Raw genomic sequence first — 361 nt, forward strand, 5'->3', positions numbered from 1 at the left:
AATCCGCGTGAGGAGCCGGCCGATCACGGCATCGGGCGCTCCCGTGGCGGGCTGAGCACGAAGATCCATCAGCTCGTCGATGGGACCGGGCTGCCGCTGGTCAGCCTGATCACCCCCGGCCAGGCAGGGGACTCCCCGATGCTGCTTCCTCTTCTGGAGCAGCTGCGCGTGACCCGGCCAGTAGGGCGGCCCCGGACCCGCCCCGAGGCCGTGCTGGGCGATAAGGCGTACTCCTCCCGGGCGATCCGCACCCACCTACGCGCCCGTGGGATCAAAGCGGTCATCCCCGAACCGGCCGACCAGCAGGGCCACCGCAGACGGCGCGGTGCCCGCGGCGGGCGCCCCGTCAGCCTCGACGCGG

The 361-nt window shown here is 73.1% G+C and carries 1 protein-coding gene; it reads left to right on the top strand.

The window, feature by feature from the left end:
- Positions 1–361, top strand: a 361-nt coding sequence (locus KVS67_RS11685; protein WP_217565416.1) for a transposase, incomplete at both ends; no start/stop codon positions are given.

It is taken from the genome of Micrococcus sp. GbtcB5, from assembly GCF_019091605.1.
GTDB lineage: Bacteria > Actinomycetota > Actinomycetes > Actinomycetales > Micrococcaceae > Micrococcus > Micrococcus luteus.